This window comes from Vibrio sp. 1F263, from assembly GCF_041439035.1.
Lineage (GTDB): Bacteria > Pseudomonadota > Gammaproteobacteria > Enterobacterales > Vibrionaceae > Vibrio > Vibrio tasmaniensis_A.
Window position 1 is genome coordinate 1 of record NZ_JBGONI010000052.1, and the last position, 19,046, is coordinate 19,046.

17 protein-coding genes are annotated in these 19,046 nt (G+C 44.9%); 6 read left to right on the forward strand and 11 right to left on the reverse strand.

Features of this window, described 5'->3' with window-relative positions; translation table 11 throughout:
* Window positions 1–84 precede the first annotated feature (84 nt).
* The 3 genes from ACED25_RS21130 (at window position 85) to ACED25_RS21140 (ending at window position 3,519) form a co-directional block, all read left to right on the forward strand.
* The gene (locus ACED25_RS21130) at window positions 85–759 is read left to right on the forward strand and encodes an ATP-binding protein (RefSeq protein ID WP_371696015.1); all 675 of its coding nucleotides are present in this window, start codon (window positions 85–87) and stop codon (window positions 757–759) included.
* 495 nt (window positions 760–1,254) lie between these two features.
* Window positions 1,255–1,812, forward strand: a complete 558-nt coding sequence (locus ACED25_RS21135; RefSeq protein WP_371696016.1) for a VC2662 family protein — start codon at window positions 1,255–1,257, stop codon at window positions 1,810–1,812.
* Window positions 1,813–2,085: 273 nt separating this feature from the next.
* A complete protein-coding gene (locus tag ACED25_RS21140; RefSeq protein WP_371696023.1) occupies window positions 2,086–3,519 on the forward strand; it encodes a diguanylate cyclase in 1,434 nt (477 codons plus the stop codon).
* Window positions 3,520–3,612: 93 nt separating this feature from the next.
* Here the strand turns inward: ACED25_RS21140 and ACED25_RS21145 are convergent, their stop codons facing one another.
* Together ACED25_RS21145 and epmB are read right to left on the reverse strand one after the other, a co-directional pair.
* Window positions 3,613–4,101, reverse strand: a complete 489-nt coding sequence (locus ACED25_RS21145) for an MgtC/SapB family protein (protein WP_009847921.1) — start codon at window positions 4,099–4,101, stop codon at window positions 3,613–3,615.
* A gap of 143 nt (window positions 4,102–4,244) precedes the next feature.
* Complete coding sequence (gene epmB / locus ACED25_RS21150; protein WP_371696018.1) at window positions 4,245–5,267, reverse strand: EF-P beta-lysylation protein EpmB; 1,023 nt, start codon at window positions 5,265–5,267, stop codon at window positions 4,245–4,247.
* Window positions 5,268–5,300: 33 nt separating this feature from the next.
* Here epmB and efp point away from each other — a divergent pair, with 33 nt between their 5' ends.
* Entirely contained in the window at window positions 5,301–5,867 is a 567-nt protein-coding gene (gene efp / locus ACED25_RS21155) for an elongation factor P (RefSeq protein WP_009847919.1), read from the forward strand.
* Window positions 5,868–6,138: 271 nt separating this feature from the next.
* On the opposite strand, the gene frdD is transcribed toward efp, so the two are convergent.
* The 4 genes from frdD to frdA are packed head-to-tail and all read right to left on the reverse strand — an operon-like array spanning window position 6,139 to window position 9,500.
* A complete protein-coding gene (frdD, locus tag ACED25_RS21160; RefSeq protein WP_009847918.1) occupies window positions 6,139–6,516 on the reverse strand; it encodes a fumarate reductase subunit FrdD in 378 nt (125 codons plus the stop codon).
* An 11-nt stretch (window positions 6,517–6,527) separates the two neighbouring features.
* Window positions 6,528–6,911 carry a fumarate reductase subunit FrdC gene (gene frdC / locus ACED25_RS21165; protein WP_004733341.1) on the reverse strand — a complete coding sequence of 128 codons (384 nt, stop codon included), beginning with the start codon at window positions 6,909–6,911 and terminating at the stop codon, window positions 6,528–6,530.
* A gap of 1 nt (window position 6,912) precedes the next feature.
* Window positions 6,913–7,677, reverse strand: a complete 765-nt coding sequence (locus ACED25_RS21170) for a succinate dehydrogenase/fumarate reductase iron-sulfur subunit (RefSeq protein WP_009847917.1) — start codon at window positions 7,675–7,677, stop codon at window positions 6,913–6,915.
* Window positions 7,677–9,500: a fumarate reductase (quinol) flavoprotein subunit gene (gene frdA, locus ACED25_RS21175; RefSeq protein WP_009847916.1), complete on the reverse strand. Its 1,824-nt coding sequence runs from the start codon at window positions 9,498–9,500 to the stop codon at window positions 7,677–7,679. Before frdA ends, ACED25_RS21170 begins: the two co-directional genes overlap by 1 nt.
* A gap of 484 nt (window positions 9,501–9,984) precedes the next feature.
* On the opposite strand from frdA, the gene epmA reads away from it, so the two are divergent.
* The gene (epmA, locus tag ACED25_RS21180) at window positions 9,985–10,956 is read left to right on the forward strand and encodes an elongation factor P--(R)-beta-lysine ligase (protein ID WP_009847915.1); all 972 of its coding nucleotides are present in this window, start codon (window positions 9,985–9,987) and stop codon (window positions 10,954–10,956) included.
* A gap of 33 nt (window positions 10,957–10,989) precedes the next feature.
* Here epmA and ACED25_RS21185 read toward each other — a convergent pair whose 3' ends face one another.
* The 5 genes from ACED25_RS21185 to rsgA form a co-directional block, all read right to left on the reverse strand.
* Window positions 10,990–11,877, reverse strand: a complete 888-nt coding sequence (locus ACED25_RS21185; RefSeq protein ID WP_371696020.1) for a DMT family transporter — start codon at window positions 11,875–11,877, stop codon at window positions 10,990–10,992.
* A 160-nt stretch (window positions 11,878–12,037) separates the two neighbouring features.
* Window positions 12,038–13,918 (reverse strand): methyl-accepting chemotaxis protein, encoded by a 1,881-nt coding sequence (locus tag ACED25_RS21190; RefSeq protein WP_371696021.1) that lies wholly within the window; start codon window positions 13,916–13,918, stop codon window positions 12,038–12,040.
* 289 nt (window positions 13,919–14,207) lie between these two features.
* Window positions 14,208–15,623: a DASS family sodium-coupled anion symporter gene (locus tag ACED25_RS21195; RefSeq protein ID WP_029223843.1), complete on the reverse strand. Its 1,416-nt coding sequence runs from the start codon at window positions 15,621–15,623 to the stop codon at window positions 14,208–14,210.
* A 331-nt stretch (window positions 15,624–15,954) separates the two neighbouring features.
* The gene (gene asd, locus ACED25_RS21200) at window positions 15,955–16,866 is read right to left on the reverse strand and encodes an archaetidylserine decarboxylase (RefSeq protein WP_371696022.1); all 912 of its coding nucleotides are present in this window, start codon (window positions 16,864–16,866) and stop codon (window positions 15,955–15,957) included.
* Window positions 16,867–17,060: 194 nt separating this feature from the next.
* On the reverse strand, window positions 17,061–18,116 hold the full coding sequence (gene rsgA / locus ACED25_RS21205; protein ID WP_012603102.1) for a small ribosomal subunit biogenesis GTPase RsgA: 1,056 nt from the start codon (window positions 18,114–18,116) through the stop codon (window positions 17,061–17,063).
* A 150-nt stretch (window positions 18,117–18,266) separates the two neighbouring features.
* On the opposite strand from rsgA, the gene orn reads away from it, so the two are divergent.
* The gene (gene orn / locus ACED25_RS21210) at window positions 18,267–18,812 is read left to right on the forward strand and encodes an oligoribonuclease (protein WP_012603103.1); all 546 of its coding nucleotides are present in this window, start codon (window positions 18,267–18,269) and stop codon (window positions 18,810–18,812) included.
* Window positions 18,813–19,046 lie beyond the last annotated feature (234 nt).

Sequence of the window (19,046 nt, forward strand, 5' to 3'; positions counted from 1 at the left end):
GAAATACGCGAAACGGGGTTGTTCTATCTTTAAATTTAATTACGCAACAAAGCCGTTCAAAACACATCTATTGATGATATCGATATGGACTATTTTTCAGACTTTTTCCAAAATGTTGTTGGTGAAGATTTGTCTTCTCAATCAAGAAGTCATAGCGAGCTGCTAGGGTCGATGAACTTGATGCAAGAAGATAATTTAAATCTATGTGGTACGTTGTTGTTGGCACGGCAGCCTCAATTCAAATTACCAGCATTCATTGTAAAAGCAGTCGCTTTCCCTGGTACGGATATCACAGACGAAGAGTACAATGATAGTAGAGATATTCATGGCAAATTAGGTGTTACTTATCAAGAATGTATGAGTTTTATACTTACCAATATCCGTCATGTGCAAGCTGGGCAAGGTTTTAATTCTGTAGGGGAACCTGAAATACCTAAAATTGTGTTTGAAGAGTTAATTGCTAATGCATTGATCCATAGGGACTACTTCACCAAAGCTCCAGTGAAATTATTTGTGTTTTTAGATCGTATAGAAATCATTAGTCCTGGGCATCTACCAAATAACCTCACTATTGATAATATTGTTAATGGTAATTCTAACAGTCGAAATCCAATCATTGCTTCATTTGCGAGATATGTGCTTCCATATCGTGGTATTGGCAGCGGTGTTCAAAGGGCGATAAAAAATTGGCCCAATATTGAATTTATTGATAATAGAGATAAAAATGAGTTTAAAGTTGTGATTAAGAGAGAGTGTTGATCTTATGTGCATAACTAAGCTTAGAATTAAATTACTTTAGTTGTTTAGCACCTGTCTATAGAGACTCTAGGGTGTAATGAGGGGTACAGTTGTTGTGTCTTGTTTTAATTTTCTCTTTAAACAAAGGCTTAGCTAATCCTGGGCGGCATGATGTAATCATCCCCCTTTCTCGTAACAGAGAAAGTCATACATAAGCTTTAGAAAACGGAGACTTCGGTCTCCGTTTTTTTATGCTTTGAAATCGTCACTCCGACAGCGAGGCACGAGCGTGATAGGGAATCTTTATCGTCTAGTTATAGAAACCTGACTGCCGATGGTTACTCTTGCCTCTCATGATATCCTCTGCTCAATATTGCTCTTTATGATTTTGGGTCTTATATTCAATGGTACAGTTATGACATTGATTTAACATGGATAGCTGTTGAGTGAAGGACAATAAATACTTGATTAAATATAGATTAATCAAGTCAACAATAAGTCAGTGGAGACTCCCCAATGAAAAAATTACTTTCAGTACTTGCTGTATCTGCAGCGGTAATGGCACCGACAGCATTTGCTTCTTCGCCTGTTATGTTTTCAACGATCAATGGTTTCAACGCTCCGGATTCAGATGCGGTTGGCGGTGTACGTCTGGCTCTGCTTCACGGACAAGTTAATGACCTTAAAGGTGTCGACCTTGCGGTTGTTGGTATGTCTGAGACGCAAACCACAACAGGTGTGAACCTTGGTATTTTTGGTGCATCAAAAGTAAACCAAGAAATGACAGGTGCTTCACTAGGTTTCTTTAACTGGAACACAGGTAAAACAACAGGTGTTAACCTAGGTGCAGTTAACATTACTAATGATGTAAAAGGCGCGAACGTGAGTTTCGTAAACTATTCTGAAGGGAACACTATGGTGGATGTAGGCGCTGCGAACCTTTCAGAGGTGTCGACGGTTCAGGTTGGTATCTTCAACAAAACCAACAAGATCGAAGGTGTACAGATTGGTTTGATCAACTGTGCTGACAATGGTTTTTTCCCGTGCTTCCCAATTGTGAATTTCGCTAAGTAAGACGGTAGCCGCGCTGGTTTCAATATTGGTGAGCGACGTTCTTACCAAGGCTTAAAGCTATCCATGATTGAACCTATCAACGCCTTTACTTCTATGTTTAGGCGTTATTTTACATCTGCTATCTCACTTCTTAAACGTTACTGTAAGCATGTTGTTTTATACTCTTGTTGCGATGTTTTCACTTGTGGGTACAATGTGCGCTAAATTTTCAACGATGACTTATATGCTTTGATTAATCCCCATACCGTCGATTTTAAAAAGGCTTTCTTAAGTCTGACCGCCAGCTTTTTAGTGGTTTTTAGCTTGTTACTTGTTGATTCAGCGGAAGAGTCAGAAAAGCAGTATGGAATTGAAAACCAAGGCGTGACACGCTCTTTAGCGGAGCTTACACAGATTATTAATGCGCTTGAATATAATATTACCGCACTTTATCCGCTGCATGGGGATACCTATGTATTCTCACATGAGCGAACGGTCGAAGGTGATACGTGTTACTTCATTAGTGAAGAGCAAGCTGCCCCTCGATTTGATTTTATGTTCTCTGGCCCAAGTGAGATGTGCGATCTAAAGTCGGAGCTTCATTTAGAAGCAGGTAGGCGCATGTTTATCGCACCCACCATGGCTTACTTTGCGAATACCATTGATACCATCTCTGCGATTTACTTTATCTCCAAAGATAAATTTATTATATCGTCGCCTTCCGATTTCGCCCGTTACATTAAAGGTGACACCTTTGATTCAGTCGTCAATAGTCGCCCTTATTGGGTGAATACGATTCGTTTTGGCTTAGCTCAGGGTCAAGATCAAGTGGTGTATACCGGCCAATACGATGACTACCTAACAGGGAAGAAGGTAGTGACCTTAACCAAAGGTATCTATGTTGATGGTGAGTTTAAAGGAGTACTCGGTGTTGATGGTTACGTCTCTAATCTCGTCTCGAATCCCGTTCATGGATACAAGGTGACGAGCGCAAGAGGAGTAAACAAATATGGGCTGTTGGACTTTACCTATTCACGACCTTTGTACGTCGATGGAATTAATACTGAGTTATACCTGACTATTGAAGAAGGAAAGAGTGAGCACTTCTTACATTTGCTGGAACTGGAGCGGGTTCAATTACTGATTTTGTTGGCTTTGTACTTTATCTCAGCACTATGGTTGTGGCGGTTTTATACCAAGCAAGAGCACAAGCGATTGAAGAATTTAGCGATGCTCGACCCATTGACTGGTTTATATAATCGGCGTGGTTTTGAAGCTCGGTTGCTGAACCAAAATGAGGAGCCAATTATTGGTGTTGGCGTATTTGATATCGATGATTTCAAAGTGGTGAATGACCAGTATGGTCATAAGGTGGGGGATGAGGTGATTTGCCATGTTGCTCAGTTGATGCTGAACAGCGTTAGGCAGCAAGATATCGTGGCACGGTTTGGTGGTGAAGAGTTTGTTGTCGCGATCACGGGTGAATCCTCAGAGCTGCTTTCATCGATCTTTGAACGAATTCAAAACGACATTAGCCTACAGAGTTATCGATGCCCAACAGGTGACAAGGTGAATATTTCTGTTTCTGGGGGCGCGACGCTCTACTCTCTGTATAAGTTCGACAGTGTCGGGCACTTGTGGGAAAACCAGAGTATTCGTTCGTCGGATGAGCAGCTCTATAAGGCCAAGGCTGCAGGTAAGAACCAGGTGTGTATTCAGGTGTATTAATTAGTTGGATACACAAAGGCCTAGTCGTGTGACTAGGCTTCTTTTTTTGTCTCTAAGGAATTGTGTCTAGTAAATCTCATTCAAGGAGAGAGGTTACTTCTTCACGCGGACTTTTCTCATCCACTTCTGATGAACACCACGGCGTAAGCTCTGGAAGCTGTTTTCTACTTTGTCGACACCAAGCAGAATCACTAGCGCCATTAGCGTGATAATAACCGACTGTGAAAGGTGGCCAAGTGCGATCATCATACCTAATGCAGCGAGTACCCAGATAATCGCGGCTGAGGTGACGCCATGAATCTTTCCATCCAATGTCATCATTACCCCAGCACCAAGGAATCCAACCCCCGTAATTATCTGACCAAGTACACGAGCTTGATCGAGTGTGTTGGGGGATAGGCTAATCGCCATGGTGAGGAAGAAGTAAGTACCGCTAATGATAAGGATCGATGTCCGTATTCCGACGGGTTTACCGCGTGTTTGCCTTTCGATTCCGATCAAAGAACCACACAACATGCATGCTGCGAGTCCTGCCCAGCTAAAGGGGGCAAGGTTGAGAGCTTGTTCTATAAATTGTGACATATCACCCCTCCTAAGAATTTAGAATAGAGCCGAGTATGCTAATAATAGACCGGACGATCGAACAAAAAATTTTTGTCGTGAAGGTGCATTTAGCAACGTGTTATCGTTACAGATAAGCTTAGTCGCTTTTTGAAGCTCGCTCGCTATTCAATATGCAGATCGAGTGGCGTCTTGCTGCTGCGTCCGCCAATTTCACGGGTTAACTTAGGTACTAGATAGCCAGAAACCTCAGATATTAATCCCTTAAAGTGATGTTTCGCTTCTTCATCGGAGATATAGAAATGAGCAGCGCCCTGAACTTTATCAAGTACATGCATGTAGTAAGGTAAAACACCGGCGTCGAATAGCTTATAACTCAATTTTTTCAATGAGTTAGCGCTGTCGTTTACGCCTTTTAGCATCACACCTTGATTGAGCAGAGTTGCACCACTTAGTTTCAATTTATGGAAGGCTTGTTTGAGTTCTAAGTTGATTTCATTGGCATGATTAATATGGCTGACCATCACCACGTTTAGACGAGTATTAGCCAATGTTTGGCATAGTTCATCCGTCACGCGTGCAGGGATTACAACCGGTAAACGGCTATGGATACGAACGGTTGTCACATGCGGAATCTGTTCGATGGCATTAATCAGCCACTCTAGTTCGCTGTCTTTGGCCATAAGAGGATCGCCACCCGATAAGATAACCTCGTTGATCTCGGGATGTTGAGCCACATAATCGAGGCTAGTTTGCCAAACAGATTTTGAGCCTTTGTTGTCTTGGTATGGGAAATGACGACGGAAGCAGTAACGACAGTTAATCGCGCAGCCACCTTTCACGATCATTAGCGCGCGGCTTTTGTATTTGTGTAGTAGTCCCGGAATCGCGTTTTCTTGCTCTTCTAAGGGGTCAGCAGAATAGCCTTGGTGCACCTCAAACTCTTCACTTAGCGGTAAAACTTGTCTTAGCAAAGGGTCGTGTGGGTTGCCTTTTTCCATTCGCTCCACAAAGCTAAGAGGAACTCGAAGTGAAAACAGCTCACGTGCTGCGAATCCTTTTTGCCACGGTGTTGGGTCTATTTCCAATGCTTCAAGCAGTTTTGTCGGGTCAGAGATCGCATTCGATAGTTGTTTGAGCCAGTTTTGCTCAACAGATTCGACTTTTCGGGTTATGATATGCGGCATTGAAATTAACTCAAAGATGTGGAAGAGAAAATCATGGCGTCAGTAAGCACCAATGAATTCAAAGGCGGTTTAAAATTCATGTTAGATAACGAGCCTTGCGCAATTATCGACAATGAATACGTTAAGCCAGGTAAAGGCCAAGCGTTTAACCGTGTAAAACTTCGTAAACTGCTGTCAGGCAAAGTGTTAGAGAAAACATTCAAGTCAGGCGAAAGCTTCGAGCTTGCAGATGTTGTTGACGTTGAACTAGGCTACCTATACAACGATGGCGAATTCTACCACTTCATGAACAACGAAACATTTGAGCAAATCGCAGCAGACGTAAAAGCAGTCGCTGATTCAGCAAAATGGTTAGTTGAAAATGACGTTTGTACTCTAACGTTGTGGAATGATAACCCTATCACTGTTACTCCGCCAAACTTTGTTGAGATCGAAGTAACTGAAACTGATCCTGGCCTTAAAGGCGATACACAGGGTACGGGTGGTAAACCTGCAACTCTAGCAACAGGCGCGGTAGTTCGTGTTCCTCTATTCATCGCTATCGGTGAAGTGGTTAAAGTTGATACTCGTACTGGCGAATACGTTGGTCGTGTAAAATAATTTGATTGTGTCCATCTTGTTTAAGGTGGCTCAGTGAAATAAGAAAGGTCGCTTATGAGCGGCCTTTTTTGTATCTGGCGATCAGGAAAAGCAGATTCGAGTAAGCGAGATACGGGATACGAAAAGCAGGAAGAGCAAGAGCGAGTGAGCTAGATGTGTGTTATCCGACACACAACAAAAAAGCAGAACAAGATAATCCTGTTCTGCTTTTAGTCTTTTCGCTCTTAAGCACTTCGATACTCGATTACTCGATTACTCGAATCCTTAACTGTTAGATCATAAAGATGAAGATAACAGATAGTGCGCTGATTAGGCCTGCAACGAAGTAGCAACCCACTTTACCAGCAACACCGACGTGGAACTTAAGGTCGTGCATGCCGTGGTGAAGACGGTGCATTGCGTGCCACATTGGCAGTGCTAGCGTACCGATGATGAATAGCGCACCGATAATGCTGGTGGCAAACTCAGAGACACGCTCGTAGCTCATTGCATCCGCATCGATTATGCCCATTGGCACCAAGATACCCAGCACTAGAATGGTGATTGGTGTAATCATCGCGAACCAAGTACCGCCAGCGCCGAATAGGCCCCACCAGATTGGTTCATCAGAGCGTTTCGGATTGTGGTTAACATTGTAATTTGTGTTCATAACGAAGCTCCTTACACCACCATCAGAACGATTAAAGAAATAAATGCCACCGCTGCCCACTGGGTCAGTACGATGATTCTTTTATCTACCAATTTGCCTTTAAGGCGGATTGGCATTACTTGAGGCATCATGCTGAAGAAGGTCTGAGCGTGCAGTAAGCTGCCTAGCAGTGCCACGATGTTGATACCAACAACGACAGGGTTAGCCATAAAGCTCAACCAACCTTCCCACGCTTCAGGCCCTTTCACTAGCGAACCCAAACCGAAGGTTAGGAACAGAGTGAATAGAATCAAAGGCAGTACAGTCGCTTCACGTAGCATGTAGAAGCGGTAGAACGGATGGTTGCTCCACCACGTTCTCTTCATCTCACGAACATAAGGCTTACGGTTGCTCATATTATGCCTCCTCTGCTGTTTTTACTTGCGATCCATCAGGCTTGAACATCGAGATAACGAAGTCCATTGAAGACTCAACTTTGCCTTGGTTTACAGCTGCTGCTGGATCTACTTTCTTCGGACAAACGTCAGAACAGTAACCTACAAACGTACAGCCCCAAGCACCGTTGTCGCCATTGATAAGCTTCATGCGCTCAGCTTTACCATTGTCACGGCTATCTAGGTTGTAGCGGTGAGCAAGAGCAAGTGCCGCAGGGCCAATGAACTCAGGGTTTAGACCAAATTGAGGACACGCTGCGTAACACAAACCACAGTTGATGCAGCCAGCGAACTGTTTGTACTTCGCCATTTGCTCTGGAGTTTGGATGTTAGTGCCGTCTTCTGGTTTACGGTCGTTACCAATGATGTAAGGTTTGATTGCTTCAAGGCGTTCGATGAACGGTGTCATGTCGACAATCAAATCTTTCTCGATTGGAAAGTTAGCCAAAGGCTCGATCTTGAAGCCATTCGGGTAGTCACGTAAGAAGCTCTTACATGCCAGTTTTGGCACGCCATCAACCATGATGCCGCAAGAACCACAAATCGCCATACGACAAGACCAACGGTAAGACAGGTCTTTATCTAGGTTATCTTTGATGTAACCAATCGCATCAAGTACCGACATGGTTTCATCAAATGGAACTTCAAAGGTTTGAAAGTGAGGTTCTGCATCGTGCTCAGGGTCATAACGCAGGATTTCAATTTTTTGGATTCGATTCGCTGACATTATGCTTGCTCCTCTTCGCTCTTCTTCGCATTCTCTTCTGCCGCTTTTTCAGCAGCAGCGGCTTTCTCGGCTGCTTCACCGTATAGACGAGCTTTAGGTTGAGATTTAGTAATCTTAACGCCGCTGTAGTCGATAGTTGGTGCTGCATCTTCGTTGTAGAAAGATAGAGAATGTTTCAGGAAGTTCACGTCATCACGTTCTGTGCAGTTGTCGTCTAGACGTTGGTGTGCACCGCGAGACTCTTTACGAAGGATCGCTGAGTGAACCATCGCTTCGGCAACTTCAAGGCCGTAACCCACTTCGATAGCGTAAAGTAGGTCAGTGTTGAACACTTTGCCTTTGTCTTTAATGCTGATCTTCTTGTAGCGAGCTTTCAGTTCAGTGATTTTGTCGATGGTTTCTTGCATCAAGTCTTCTTGACGGTAGATACCACAACCCGCTTCCATGGTGTGACCCATTTCAGTACGGATATCAGCCCAGTTCTCATCGCCTTCTTGAGCCAAGATGCCAGCGATGCGATCTTCAACCGCTTTCACTTGCTTAGCAATAGACTCTTCGTTCCAGCCTTTGAATTCAGCTGCGCGTTTCACGGCTTGTTCACCGGCTACGCGGCCGAAAACTACGAATTCAGCAAGAGAGTTAGACCCTAGGCGGTTTGCGCCATGTAGGCCAACTGAAGCACACTCACCAACAGCGAATAGCCCTTTAATGCGAGTTTCACACGTACCGTTGGTTTCAATACCACCCATGGTGTAGTGAACGGTTGGACGAATTGGGATTGGCTCTTTTGCTGGGTCAACGTTTACGTACGCTTTTGCAAGCTCACAGATAAACGGAAGACGCTCTTGCAGGTACTCTTCACCAAGGTGGCGAAGGTCAAGGTGTACGACATCACCAAGCGGGTGCTTGATGGTGTTGCCTTTCTGCTGCTCGTGCCAGAATGCTTGAGAAACTTTGTCACGAGGACCCAGTTCCATGTATTTGTTTTTCGGCTCGCCCACTGGAGTTTCAGGGCCCATGCCGTAATCTTGCAGGTAACGATAGCCGTTCTTGTTGACGATGATACCGCCTTCACCACGACAACCTTCGGTCATCAAGATGCCAGTGCCCGGGAGGCCTGTTGGGTGGTATTGAACGAACTCCATGTCACGCAGTGGTACACCGTGGCGATAAGCCATTGCCATACCGTCGCCAGTTACGATGCCGCCGTTGGTATTACAGTGGTAAACACGACCTGCGCCACCGGTTGCTAGAACAACAGATTTTGCTTTGATGGTAACAAGCTCACCTTCAGACATGTGAATCGCGATTAGGCCTTGTACTTCGCCATCTTCAACGAGCAAATCCACCACAAAGTACTCATCAAATCGTTTGATTGTGTCGTACTTCATCGAAGTCTGGAACAGAGTATGAAGCATGTGGAAGCCGGTTTTATCCGCTGCGAACCACGTTCTTTCTACCTTCATACCGCCGAATCGGCGTACGTTTACTTCACCGTTTTCTTTACGACTCCATGGGCAGCCCCATTGTTCCATTTGGATCATTTCGCGAGTCGAGTTTTCAACAAAGTATTCAACAACATCCTGTTCACATAGCCAGTCGCCACCGCCAACAGTATCGTTGAAGTGGTTATCTAGGCTATCTTCGTCTTTAATTACCGCTGCTGAACCGCCTTCTGCTGCCACCGTGTGCGAACGCATTGGGTAAACTTTAGAAATCAGTGCAACTTCCAATTCAGGATTAGCTTCAGCTGCTGCAATTGCTGTACGAAGACCAGCGCCGCCTGCGCCGATGACTGCGATATCTGTGGTAATTGTCTTCACAGTTATTCTCCAGTGTGATGCGGAGTATTCCGCTTGTTATTATAAAAAGCTTATTGGTAGTACTTACTAATTGGCGTTACTTACTAATTAATAGTACGTAAACGGCATCAACCGTTTATTACCCCTAAGCCTTAAGTGGTAGGTTCAGTGTAAGAGAGGAAGGTATTCGAAAAGTTGATGCATTTGGGTTTTTAGGTCGGTAGTGCATATGGAGGCATAGAATTTATAGGTTATGTGACTGCAATCACGGCAATCAATTGTTGATAACGATTAGCCCACAGGGCTTGTGTTAACGGCTTGTTGAGTATGATTTTTGTTATCAATGTGGATGTAAAATCTGTATTGATAATTGTATTGTAGAACGTAATTTTCTGGCTTCATTAAAACAACATTTCGCTTTCAAGAATAGAAAGATAGAAGCTTACAAAAGCGATGAAAGGTGGTAATTTTCGTCGTCTAGAATTCAGTAATATGGAACTCAATAATGCACTCTACATGGCAACCGGCCGCAACCATTAAGCAGTTAAAGCAACGTGCTGATATCCTTAATCAAATTCGTCAGTTCTTTGTTGAGCGAAACGTGATGGAAGTGGATACGCCTGCGATGAGCCACGCCACGGTGACGGATGTGCATTTACATACCTTCAAAACTGAATTCGTAGGGCCTGGTTATGCGCACGGCCAGCCACTATTCTTTATGACTAGCCCAGAGTTTCATATGAAACGCTTGTTGGCTGCCGGAAGCGGTTGTATTTACCAAATTTGTAAATCTTTTCGCAATGAAGAAAATGGCCGTTATCACAACCCTGAGTTCACTATGTTGGAGTGGTATCGCGTTGGTTTTGATCATCATGACCTGATGGATGAGATGGATCTGCTGTTACAGCAGGTACTTAAATCAGGCATAGCAGAGCGAATGACTTACCAACAAGCCTTTATTGATGTGTTAGGTGTTTGTCCGCTGGAAGATTCGATGGATACGCTAAAGCAAGCAGCTGCGAAACTAGGGCTCAGCGACATAGCTGACCCCGAGCAAGATCGCGATACGTTATTGCAGCTTCTTTTCAGTATTGGGGTCGAGGCGAAAATAGGCCAGCAGGTGCCTGCGTTTGTGTATGACTTCCCAGCATCGCAAGCAGCGTTAGCTAAGATCAATCCAAACGATTCACGAGTCGCCGATCGCTTTGAGGTGTATTTCAAAGGAATTGAGTTAGCAAACGGCTTCCACGAGTTAGATAAACCGCAAGAACAACTTAAGCGCTTTGAAGATGATAATGCCAAACGTATTGAGATGGGCTTATCACCTCAACCGATTGATCATCACTTGATTGAGGCATTAAAAGCAGGCTTACCAGACTGTGCGGGTGTTGCTTTGGGTATCGACCGTCTGATCATGCTGGCGTTAGGTTATGACCATATCGATGATGTGACGGCTTTTCCTTTCCCACGTTCTTAGCTCTCTATTCAGCTAGTCTTACTGACGGTTTGGCTAGCTGACCAGAATCCCAGTACCCACTACGGCAACAATGGCACCGATCCAAGCGTAGGCATTTGGTCTCTGCTTGGTGTAAAGCCAAAGTATCGGTAACAACATGATGGGTGTAGTTGAAGATAACAGAGCGACCATACCGACATTGCCTTCCTGCAACGCATACAAAATCAACGTCATTCCTACTGCCATCGCTAGAAAACCATTAACCGCGGTAATCGCGAATATCTGCTTATTCATTGGGTTAAGTGCGCGTGAAAGTTTGGCGCCTGTTAAACGAAATGCGGAGTGAGCAACAAAAGCGGTGATCATTCGAATGGCAGAAGCGGCAACAGGGTCGATACTGGTTTGCATCACGGGTTTGGCAATGATGCCACCCAATGCTTGGCAGATCGCTGCGGTGATTCCCAGTGCGACACCAATCCACACGGTGCCCTTGATGGTTTCAAGCTGGTTGTTGGCTTGTCCTCGACGACCAAAGAATATCGCAGTTAATACACCACTAAACACCAAAGCCGAGCCCATCAGCTCAACAGAAGTCATGCTTTCACTAAACAGGAAGTAACCAAGAATCGCCGAGAACACGGCGTGACAAGAGAACAGTAAACCCGCTTGGCGCGGTCCCATTCGGTTCAAACAGGCAAATAGGGCGGTATCACCAATGAATATACCAATCAGGCCAGATAGCATCATCGGCGTGATTAGATTGGCTTCGACAGTTGACCAACCTCCGGTAAACCAAGCCATGCTCGATAAGATGATCGCGGTACAACCCATTCTCCAACGGCTATAGGCGAAAGAACCTAAGTGTTGGGCAGGCTTTACTGACATTAGGCTCGCAATGGCCCAAAGAAAAGCGGCAGCTAGAGCTAACCATTCAAATCCCATCTGAATAACATCCTTGTGTCTGGGATAAATTAGCTCATCAATATGCATCAAACCGAACTGAGAACAAAGTGATTCTTATGAAAGAACTACTTTGTTTCAGTTATTAGTTTATGTCAGCTGTCGCTCGGTGGTGTGGTTCACTTACTTTGCTTGAGTCGCGCTATACCTTAAAGCGCTCCACGTCTTGGCGCATCGACTCGGCAGCGCTACTCATTTCATTTGAGCTATTGCGACTGCTTTCAGCTTGCTGTGCAAGGTCATCAGAGGCATCCTTGATTCCTTGCGTATTACGGCTGATGTCTTCGCTGACCGCGCGTTGCTCTTCCGCAGCACTCGCTATTTGCAGCGCCATATCGTTGATTTCAGTGATTGCCTGAGTGATCTTAGTCAGGCTGCCATGAGCTTGTTCTGCGAAGCCAACGCTGTTCTCTGCCAGTTGAGTGCTGGTGGTCATGCTTTCAACGGCATGTTCGGTATTTTTCTGCAGCGTATCAATCATCACGCGGATTTCTTCGGTCGAGCCATGCGTTCTTTGGCTGAGCACTCGGACTTCATCGGCGACAACGGCAAATCCACGACCTTGTTCACCCGCACGAGCGGCTTCAATCGCGGCATTCAATGCCAACAGGTTGGTCTGTTCGGCAATGCCTTGAATGGTGGATAGGATCTGGTTGATGCTTTGAGCATTACTCTCTAATTCACGAATAACATTGGCTGCATCTTCAACCTGAGTTGCAAGGCCTGTAATCGCATCGCGGTTTTGTTGGATAACCTCTTGGCCTTCGTTACAAGCGGTAGCGGATGCCTGAGAAGCGGAGGCGGTTAATTCGGCATGGCTGGCCACTTCAGCTGCGGTGGCGGACATTTCATGAATCGCAGTCGCAATTTGGTTGATGTCGTTTTGTTGATTCTCGACTCGAATCGAAGATTGCGTAGCCAGTTGATTGGCTTTTTCCGCATGGTTGTTTAAGTCGTGACTGTGCTCGATTACGCCCTTAAGCATGCTTTGCATCTGGCTCAAGAACTGGTTCACGAGCTCGGCAAGTTTGCCAATTTCATCCATGCGCTTGATATCAATACGCTGAGTCAGGTCGCCTCTGCCTTGAGCAAGCTGAGTCAGTGCTTCAGACAATGTTTGCAGTGGGTGCAGCAAGCGATTAATCACCATTGTGCTCGCAATCGAAATGACGATGTATAAAATCAAAGAGGTAAGCGTGATAAATTGAATGGCATCGGATACCGCAGAAAATGCCATTTCTTTATCGATCACAATACCCAATGACCAATCGGTATTCGGAACGTTAGCGATGTAGACCATTTTATCGCCTTGACCAGGCCAAGTTAACGTCGTGATCATTTGGTTTTGGAGCAGTTGTGATACTTTGTCGACCGTTAGCTCAGGGTTCAAATTCGTCAGTGGTTTCTGACTCAACTCTTCATCACTGTAGGCGACGATGTTGTTATTACCGTCGACTAAAAAAGCAAAACCGTCATTATCGAGTTTTACATTGAGCACGGTATCGATAATGCTGGTTACGGTTAGATCGGCCGCGAGAACACCTTGTCTATCGCCACTGAATGCTTTGGCAAAGCTGATGACAATGCTGCCGTCAAAGTCCTGATAAGGTTCGGTAATGATGAGGTCTGATGTTGCGTTGGCATCTTTATACCAAGGGCGAGTGCGCGGGTCGTAGCCTGCTGGCCAATCTTCACCTTTGTCGCCATAGGCGATCGTGCCATCGCTGAATCCTGCATAAACAGACAAGAATTGTCCGGCTTGCTTGGTGATCAATAACTCGCGATCAGAGTTGCTATTGCTTGAAATGGTCGATTCATTGGCAAGCATCATATCACTGCGGATTGATAACCAATCGGCAATGTAGTTCGTCGTACCAACACTCACGTTTTTCACCTGTTGGTTGATCGCAACTTCAGTTTCTTGAGTAAGCTGATTAACAGATATCCAAGCTTGAGCGCCACTTACGACGGCAATAATAACCGCGATAGCGATCTGAATTTTGAACTTAATAGTATGTCTCAAGGTTTATCCCTCCTTCTTGGATAAAAGGCTAATGACAGCGACGCGTTGGATTGCGAACGGATGTGTCTCTGCTAGGTGTCTAGTGTCGTTATATTTAAAGTTCGAAACGTGTTGAAAATCATAATTTAAATATATATGATTATTTTTAATAAACAGTGAAGTGGAATCACAATTGGTTGCTGCTAAGGTGTTAATTGTTATCAGGATTTATCGTTTTGGTTAAAACCTGGTAGCCCGCCAGCTAGCGAGGTCACGATTACTAGCTGGACGGAAGGGAGGCATTGACGTGCTAAGTGATAATAAACAGCGCGAGGTAGACCATCAGTAAGCCGACAATCCCTAAGATGATACCCATCTTCGCCATATCTTTGCTTTCGATAAGCCCAGTTGAGTAAGCCAGCGAGTTTGGTGGCGTCGATACTGGAAGAATCATCCCGAGCGATGCCGAGAAGGCGACCACAACCAGCAAGCCTTGTAAGCCTCCAATTGCTACTAGGCTTTCCATAGAAGCGCCAATCGCAGCTGCTATCGGCATCAGCAAGTTTGCGGTAGCTGTGTTCGACATGAAATTAGCCATTAGCCAACACACGATAGACAGCGTTAGTACCACTGCAGTCGGCGAGAGCGATTCATAATCAATCGCGTGTGCGAGTGCAGCGGCTAAGCCTGTTTTATCCAAGCCAATCCCAATCGCTATACCACCCGCAACCAGCCACAACACATCCCAGTTAATCAGCTTGAGTTCTTCTTTGCCCATGATGCCAGTGAGAGTAAAAACAGCCAGTGGAATGATAGAGACCACATAAGTGTTCATGCCATGCAGTTTGGTGGTCATCCACAATAAGATTGTCGCAGCGAAGGTGATGTAAACCACGATCGCTCGCCAGCTCTTTTTAAATTGTCCATCAAGCTTGAGGACCATATTTCTTTCTTTAGAAGGGAAGAGTTTTTGTAGGAGAAACCAAGCGATGGTGAGTTGGATGATCACAAAGGGTAAGCCCATCATCATCCAGCTAAGGAAGTCGATACTGTTCTCGCCAGTTAGGTATTGCAGAGCGATCGCATTGGGTGGTGTACCTATGGGGGTCGCGATACCACCGGTATTGGCGGCTATTGGAATACACAACACAAGCGCTTTAATCCCCATGTCGCCTTTTGGTGCAGAGGCTACGATAGGACCTAGCAATGCGAGCATCATTACCGTTGTTGCGGTATTTGACATGAACATTGAGAACACGGCGGTGATAAGCATTAAACCCAGCATAATAAAGCGCGGTTCTGTGCCAAATGGTTTGAGCAGCACACGAGCTAAATTGTTGTCGAGTTCGTATTTGGATGCGGATATCGCAAGAGCAAAGCCACCCATGAAAAGGATGATGATTGGTGACGAAAATGCACCGAAGATGTCGGTATATTTGATTAATTCACCGAGATCGTGTCCTGCTGGTGGGTTTCTAAATAGATGTAAACCCTTGTCGGAAATCATCACCAGTTCAAGCGCAATGATCAGAATTGACGTGGCGAATACTGGAACGGGTTCAAGCACCCACAGTAGAGCTGCTAGTAAGAATATCGCCAACAAGCGGTGTTGAATCAGCGTGAGGTCATCGATAGGTATGGAATCTATTGGCATGAATAACACGCCTAAGGGAATCGCAAAACAAATCAACAGCTTGACCAGAACGCCAATATTGAGTTTAGGCATGTACAAAGACCCCATGAATAAAATATCTTCAAATAGAGTAAGTTATCTGGATTGTTGGTACTTGGAGACGGGTTGTAAAATCGAAAAGTTGTTTAAGGTTTCGACAGTTGTTTTGCTTTTGGTCAATATTTTATCTGGGCAATTAGAGGCAAGAGTGAGAAGCCGCAGGTGGCAGGGCAGGGCAGGGCAGGGGTTGAGGATTGAGGTTTGAAAGCTTGGGTTGTTAGAGCTTGAGTAGGAAACGAATTGGTAGAGTTAAGAAAAAGGCGCGTTCTTCTCTGATATAGAAAAAGTAACGCGCCTTTAAAACTAAATGAGTTAACTCAGATCGTTAAGCTTGGTCAGTGTTCTCTGCTGAATCAACAGCTTCAGTCTCAACGTCTTTACCCGCAATGTGCGCGAAAGGAGTGCCTAGAATGGTTTTCTCACCATTCTGCATAGTTTCGTCAAACTTGATTGCATCTTTAGCAAACAGGTTGATAACCGTTGAACCAAGCTTGAAGCGACCCATCTCTTCGCCTTTCTTCAAGATGATAGATTTATCACCTTGTGCCGGGTAATCCCACTTGTAAACTGAGTTACCGCGAGGTGGCGTGATGGTACCAGCCCATACTTGCTCGATGCTACCTACGATAGTTGCACCAACCAGCACTTGTGCCATTGGGCCAAATTCAGTATCAAAGATACAAACCACACGCTCGTTACGTGCGAATAGGTTTGGAACGTTCTCTGCCGTTAGCGGGTTTACTGAGAAAAGGTCTCCGGGAACGTAGATCATCTGACGCAGTGTGCCATCGCATGGCATGTGCACGCGGTGATAATCACTTGGCGACAAGTAAAGCGTTGCGAATTCACCGTCTTTAAACTCATCGGCTAGGTCTGCATCACCACCAAGCAACTCACGTGCTGAGTAGTTATGGTTTTTAGCTTGAATCAGTTGACCATCAGTAATTGGGCCAAATTGGCTTACGCGAGCATCAGCGGGGTGAACAATCACAGACTCGCCTTCTGCGATAGGGCGCATGCCTTCTTTCAATTCACGCACGAAGAATTCATTGAATGTCTTAAAGTGTTTTGGATCGCTATGCAGCGCTTCATCCATGTTCACTTTGTATTGCTTGATGAACCAGTTGATGATCGCTGTCGTTAAACCGCCCGCTTTAGCAGACGCCAGTTTACCAACTAAACGAGTCAGGCCATGTTGTGGGATCCAGTACTGCAATCCGACTTTAATCTTATCCATTGTATTAATTTTCCGATGCTAATTGTTTTTTGAGACTAATCGTTTTTGATGCTAACTACTTTTCAATGTTATTTATCTTCAAAGAAAGCGAGTTAATGACGGTTTAGGGCGCGAGATGTTACTTAAAATCGCGGCAATTGTCAGTAATCACAGTCATCGTCAGAAAATGCACATGTTTGTTCACAATAATGCGATTATAGATCCGCTTTCTTACTTCTCGAGTACTGACGGTTATCTTTGTTGTCAGCCATTGTTTCAATAATGCGATGGTAGCTAGCAAAACGTAAGCGGCTAATTTTTCCGTCTTCAACGGCTTCACGCAGAAGACATCCTGGGTCGTCATTGTGTTTACAGTCGCGGAACTTACAGCCACCTAGGTATGGCTTGAATTCAATGAAAGCATCTGTGACTTCATCGGGTTCTAAATGCCATAGGCCGAATTCACGTACCCCTGGGGAATCGATAAGATCACCACCAGAAGGGAAGTGATACAAACGCGCTGCTGTGGTGGTGTGTTGACCCAGTCCTGAGTTTTCAGAAACTGCGCCTTCTTCAATGTCCAATGTTGGCATCAGTGCATTCACTACGCTGGATTTACCTACGCCAGATTGACCAACGAAAATGTTGATACGATCTTTCAGTTCAGCTTCCAACTCTTTGATGCCGTAACCCGACTCTTTACTCACGAACATGACTTTATAGCCGATTTTCTCGTATATCTTCAGTGTCTCGCGGTATTCGCTAATTTGTTGTTCTGTCAGCAAGTCGACTTTATTGAGTACAACTAAAGGAGCGATATTCACCGTTTCAGAGGCGATCAAGTAGCGGTCGATGATATTAAGTGATAGCTCAGGTAGTACAGCTGAAACGATAACCATTTGGTCTACGTTTGCGGCAACCGGTTTGAGGCCGTCATAGTAGTCAGGGCGAGTTAGCATTGATGTTCTTGGCTCAACGGCTTCGACAACACCTGAGATGCCAGCCATTGACTCAAGCCCTGCGCGCCAAGTTACTCGGTCACCAGAAACTAAAGTCTCAATACTACGGCGTAAGTTACAACGGTGAACTTCGTTGGTTTCAAGATCTTCGATATCGGCATGTTGACCAAAGCGCGTAATCACGAGTCCGCTTTTTGTTCCGCCAAGCATGTTCTCGTCCCATTGGATAGAATCTTCTTTCTTGAGTCGCTTGTTCTGGTTGCTACGTACGCGACGTACCTGACCTTTGGTTAACTTCTTTTTTTTAGCCACAATTTTTCACTTAACACATCTAACTTGATGATTGGGAACTCAAACAGGATGTTGCTACTGCCATATGATTTCGATGGCTCTAAAGCTAGTTTGAGTATAGTTATTTGGGTATAGTACCTCTTTTATACATAAACAAATAGGCGACGCCTTATGTCCTTTAGCGATCAGAACCTTATTTGGGTTGATCTCGAGATGACAGGACTTGATCCTGAAACTCATAAAATCATTGAAATTGCTACTATCGTTACTGATAGTGAGCTTAATATCCTGGCTGAAGGACCTGTTTTGGCTATTCACCAACCTCAGAGTGAATTGGACAAGATGGACGAGTGGTGCACAACGACTCACACCGGCAGTGGCCTAGTGAAACGAATTCAAGACAGTACAGTTTCAGAACAAGATGCCATTCAACAAACGATTGAATTTCTGGAAAAATGGGTACCAAAAGGTAAGTCACCAATTTGTGGCAACAGCATTGGTCAAGATCGCCGATTCTTATACAAGCACATGCCAGAGCTGGAAGAGTACTTCCACTACCGCTATGTTGATGTTAGCACCCTGAAAGAGCTGACTCGCCGTTGGAAGCCTGAAGTGTTAGATGGTTTTTCTAAGTCGGGAAGCCACCTTGCATTAGACGATATTCGAGAGTCTATTGCTGAGCTGCAGTACTATCGAAAAACAATTATTAACATCTAATCAGATCAAATGTTCACGTTTATCTAACTTTTCAGGGACATAAGAGCTATTTTTTTTGCAAATATGTGTGCTTTTACAGCAGTTGAGTAAAAACTTGCTGATTTTTGCATTAAGGACTTGCATCACAAAAAAATGCTCTTATAATTCGCAGCCCTGAACGGCGAAAGACGTTTTCAGTTTGCGATACTAGCTCAGTTGGTAGAGCGCAACCTTGCCAAGGTTGAGGTCATCGGT